The following is a 4,622-nucleotide window of genomic DNA, read 5'->3' on the forward strand; positions in this document are numbered from 1 at the left end:
CGCCGTAGACCACGGTGGCCCCCGCCTCACGCGCGGCCTTGCCGATCTCGTAGCCGCGCAGGGCATTGCCCGTGTGGATGCCGATCCCCACCGTGTCGCCGCGTTTCAGGATCGCGGGATCGAGGGGGTCGAGGGTTTCGTCGACCAGGATGGGCGTGCCGAACGTGGCTGGCGTGGCCGATGCCAGCACGTACATCCAGCGGGGGGTGATGACCCCGATCCCGAAGGACACGTGACTCGGATTGACGAGATATACGCTCAAGGTGCGACGGCTCCTAGGAGGGACTCGGTAAGGTCGTCCTCAGACTTCACTTCGCCTGCGGCGACCTCCATCTGCGCCATGACGGCGATCGTGTGCACGCCGGGCACGCGCGGCGTGCACCCCTGGGCCAGCTGCAACACACGCAGCCGCGCAAGAGTGACGAACGCGAACGCGCCAAGATCATCAGGGCGCTTGACCATGGGACAACAGCCTCCAGGTGCACGGGGGAACGAGTAACGGCGCACCACGCGGACAGACGGGAGTCCCAGGCTCATGACACGGCGCGTAACCGCGACTGCTGGCTCGGTGAAGCGCCAGTCTATCACGCGGGATCGGCCCGCTCGGGCGCATGGCAGAATCGGCCGCATGGACAGGATTCGCGCGTTCCTCGGGACCAGGATGGGTGTTCATGGCACCATCGCACTGCTCGTGGGGGTGGTGCTCGGGGCCACCTCGGCCGTGGCCCAGCCGCGTCCGTCGGCGCGCGACCTCGGCGTCGCTCCGGGCCCCTACGGACCAGGTCCCGTCAACGCGATCACCGACGTGCGCGGCGTGCGCGTGGGGCACGCCACGATCGTCCGTGGCGACGAGGTCCGGACAGGGGTCACGGTCATCGTGCCGCACGAGGGGAACGTGTTCCGCGACAAGGTGCCCGGCGCCGTGTTCGTCGGCAACGCCTTCGGCAAGCTTGCCGGGTCGACGCAGGTGCGCGAACTCGGCACCATCGAGACGCCCATCGTGCTCACCAACACGCTGGCGGTCGGGCCGGCGATCGAGGGCGTGGTGCGGTGGACCCTCGCGCAACCGGGCAACGGCGACGTGCGCTCCGTGAATGCCCTGGTCGGAGAGACCAACGATAGCGGCCTCAACGACATCCGCGGCCTGCACGTGACGGCCGCCGACGTCCGCCGCGCCATCGAGGCGGCCGCCGCTGGTCCGGTGGAGGAGGGCGCCGTCGGCGCCGGCACCGGCACGGTCGCGTTCGGCTGGAAGGGGGGCATCGGCACCTCGTCGCGCGTGGTGCCCAAGGGCGCCGACACCTGGACGGTCGGTGTGCTCGTGCAGAGCAACTACGGTGGCCGCCTGATGATGGACGGCGTGCCCTTGTGGAAGGCGCTCGCGTCGGCGCCGCGCGAGGCTGCCGCCGACGGGTCCTGCATGCTCGTCGTCGCCACCGACGCGCCGCTCGACGCGCGCGACCTCGAGCGCCTGGCCGCGCGGGCCTTGTTCGCCCTGGCGCGGACCGGATCCACGTACGCCAACGGCAGTGGCGACTTCGCCATCGCGTTCTCCACGCACCCGTCGCTGCGTGTCGCGCACGGCGTCGATACGCCGCAACCGCGCACGGCGATGCCCACCGACGGCGTGTCGCCGCTGTTCGAGGCCGCGATGGATGCCACCGAGGAAGCCGTGTACGACTCGATGCTCAAGGCCGTCGACACGACGGGGCGTGGTCGTACCGTGCGTGCGCTGCCTGTCGACGAGGTGCGGCGCGCGCTGGCCACCCGCGCGTATCGGTAGGCCACACGGGCCACAGGCTACAGGCTACAGGCAGCCTGTCGCCTGCAGCCCGTGGCCCTCACGGCGCCAGGTGTGCCGCGCCGGCGCTGGCGATGGCCTCGAGGACTCGCACGCGATACGCCTGCTCGCCGGTGTCGAACTGCGCGCCGTCGTGGTCGCTGCCGTTGCTCACCAGGGCGACGACGCCGATGGTGGCCCCGCGGGCCTGGCCGAACGCGAAGAGCGAGGCCGCCTGCATCTCCACGGCCAGGACCTCCTCGGCTGCCCAGGCCGCCAGTTGCGCGGACGTCTCCCTGTACGGCGCATCGGTGCTCCACACGCGACCACGGCGTACCGTCGACACCGGCGCGAGCGCGCGCATCAGGCGATCCGCGAGCGCCGGTGATGGCGAGTCGACGAGGCGCGACTGCGGCAGGTAATGCAGTGAGGTGCCCTCGTCGCGGACGGCGTCATCGGCCACGACAATGCACGGCAGGGGCAGATCGGGCGACACCCGCCCGGCCGACGTCAGCCCGACGATCACCGGCACGCCGGCGGCGTGCAGTTGCTCGGCGACCAGCACCGCGTACGGACCGCCGATGGTGCGCGGCACCACGCCGCAGCGCACGTCCCCGAAGGTCACGCCCAGCATCTGTGTGTGGAAGCAGGCCCATGAACGTACCGGCGCGACACCCGGCAGGCCCACGAGTCCGTCCGACAGGTCGCCGTCGAAGTCGAGGACGCAGATCGGCGGCAGCGGGTCGTCGGGCAGTCCCCGCGAGTCGCGCACCGCCTGCATCAGGTCCTCGGGGCGGAACGCCGAGGGGGCCTCGAGGGGATGGGCGAGCAGCGGCGACGCGGCGGAGCGTTCGACAGGCGGCATGCCGCTCGATGATCGCCGAAGTCGGGCTGGCGTGCCGGCACCTCAGGGCCGTGCGGGTTCGTGCCGGCGTCCGGGATCCGCTACCATCCGGCTCGTCCCGACCAGATGCCGGCCGCGCCGCGAACCCCCGCGGGAGTGGACCGATCCGGCCGGCCCCTTCCGGAGGCTCCTGATGCGTGCAGTGGCGTCGTTCCTGTTGATTGGTGTCCTCGGCCTCGCGCCGGCTGCCCTGGCGCAGGCGCCGGCCGCCTCGCCCGCAGCGGCGCCCGATCCCAACCCGCTCACCGCGGAAGCGCGGCGCGCCGTCGACCGCATCGCCGGCAACCTGCTCCGCATGGCCGAGAAGATGCCCGAGGAGCACTACGGCTTCCAGGCGGTGCCCGAGATTCGTCCGTTTGCGGCGACGCTCGGCCACACCATCGACTCGCGCACGCGCACCTGCGCCAGTCTCAGCGGTTCGGGCGCGCAGCCGGGCGCCTCGGCCCTGAAGACGAAGGCCGAACTGGTGGCCACCATGAAGGCCTCGATCGCCGAATGCGAGAAGGCGTTCGCGACGTTGACCGACGCGACGATCGTCGGCGTCGTGACGGGTGGCCGAGGCGGGCCGCGATCGCGACTGGCCGCGGTCTACGGCATGGTCGCGCACGACAACGAGGAGTACGGCTACCTCGCCGTCCACATGCGTCTGAAGGGCGTCGTGCCGCCGTCGAGCGAGGCCGCCCCGGCGCGCTAGGAAGACTCCACGACATCGCGCCCCGCCTGAGGGGGCGCGGTCCGTCGAATCGTCGCCGCGCCGCGCTGCGCCTACGCCAGCGCGGCGGTGACGATATCCTTCGCTTCCGCGACGACCTGCGCGAGGTGCGCCTCGCTCCGGAAGCTCTCCGCGTAGATCTTGTAGATGTCCTCGGTGCCCGAGGGCCGCGCCGCGAACCAGCCGTGGTCGGTCGTCACCTTCAGGCCACCGATGCTCGCGCCGTTGCCGGGCGCGGTGGTCAGCCTGGCGGTGATCGGATCGCCCGCGAGGGTGGCGGCCGCGACCTTGTCGCCGGTGAGGTGCTTGAACGCCTGCTTCTGCGCCGGCGTGGCGGCCGCATCGAGCCGCACGTAGTACGGCGTCCCGTACTGCGCCGTGAGTTCCTGGTAGTGCTGGCCGGGGTCCTTGCCCGTCACGGCCGTGATTTCCGCCGCCAGCAGGCCGAGGATGATCCCGTCCTTGTCGGTGGTCCACGTGGTCCCGTCGCGCCGCAGGAAGCTCGCGCCCGCGCTCTCCTCGCCGCCGAAGCAGAGGCTGCCGTCGGCCAGGCCCGGCGAGAACCACTTGAAGCCGACCGGCACCTCGAGCAGCGTGCGCCCGAGCCCGCCCACCACGCGGTCGATCATGCTGCTCGACACGAGCGTCTTGCCCACGGCCGCCGAGGCCCACTGCGGCCGATGCCCGAGCAGGTAGCGGATGGCCACCGCCAGGTAGTGGTTCGGGTTCATCAGCCCGACCGAGGGCGTGACGATGCCGTGGCGGTCGACGTCGGCGTCGTTGCCCCAGGCGATGTCGAAGCGGTCCTTCAGGCCCACGAGGCTCGCCATCGCGTACGGGCTCGAGCAGTCCATGCGGATCTTGCCGTCGTGGTCGAGGGTCATGAAGCCGTACGCCGGGTCGACGCGCGGGTTCACCACCTCGATCTGCAGGCCGTACCGGCTGGCGATCCGATCCCAGTAGCTGACGGCCGCTCCGCCCATCGGATCGACACCGATGCGCAGCCCCGACGCGCGGATGGCGTCCATGTCGATCACGGCGCCGAGGTCGTCGATGTAGGCGGTCGCGAAGTCCTGCGCCGAGACACACGACGCGGCGGCGGCCTCGGCCGGCGAGAGGCGCCGCACGCCGGCATTCCCCTCGGCCAGGAGCGCATTGGCGCGCCGCTCGATCACGCCGGTGACGTCGGTGTCGGCAGGGCCGCCGTTGGGCGGGTTGTACTTGAA

5 protein-coding genes and 1 pseudogene are annotated in these 4,622 nt (G+C 71.5%); 2 read left to right on the top strand and 4 right to left on the bottom strand.

The features are described from left to right. Positions 1–262: pseudogene (locus ACIRDX_RS20645) on the bottom strand (radical SAM protein); the annotation flags it as partial. Beyond that, complete coding sequence (locus ACIRDX_RS20650) at positions 259–462, bottom strand: hypothetical protein (RefSeq protein WP_396627323.1); 204 nt, start codon at positions 460–462, stop codon at positions 259–261. The pseudogene ACIRDX_RS20645 and the gene ACIRDX_RS20650, both read right to left, overlap by 4 nt. Positions 463–628: 166 nt before the next feature. Between ACIRDX_RS20650 and ACIRDX_RS20655 the strand changes: the two genes are divergently transcribed. Further along, positions 629–1,783, top strand: coding sequence for a P1 family peptidase (locus tag ACIRDX_RS20655; protein WP_396627324.1), 1,155 nt, complete (start codon positions 629–631; stop codon positions 1,781–1,783). Positions 1,784–1,841: 58 nt separating this feature from the next. Here the strand turns inward: ACIRDX_RS20655 and ACIRDX_RS20660 are convergent, their stop codons facing one another. Continuing rightward, a complete protein-coding gene (locus ACIRDX_RS20660; RefSeq protein ID WP_396627325.1) occupies positions 1,842–2,645 on the bottom strand; it encodes a nucleoside phosphorylase in 804 nt (267 codons plus the stop codon). 172 nt (positions 2,646–2,817) lie between these two features. On the opposite strand from ACIRDX_RS20660, the gene ACIRDX_RS20665 reads away from it, so the two are divergent. Beyond that, positions 2,818–3,378, top strand: coding sequence for a DinB family protein (locus ACIRDX_RS20665; protein WP_396627326.1), 561 nt, complete (start codon positions 2,818–2,820; stop codon positions 3,376–3,378). Positions 3,379–3,449: 71 nt separating this feature from the next. On the opposite strand, the gene ACIRDX_RS20670 is transcribed toward ACIRDX_RS20665, so the two are convergent. After that, positions 3,450–4,622: phosphoglucomutase, alpha-D-glucose phosphate-specific (locus ACIRDX_RS20670; protein WP_396627327.1), on the bottom strand; the 1,173-nt coding region annotated here is incomplete at its 5' end.

Origin of the sequence: Luteitalea sp. (assembly GCF_044337415.1) — a bacterium.
In the GTDB taxonomy this organism is placed as follows: Bacteria; Acidobacteriota; Vicinamibacteria; order Vicinamibacterales; family Vicinamibacteraceae; genus Luteitalea.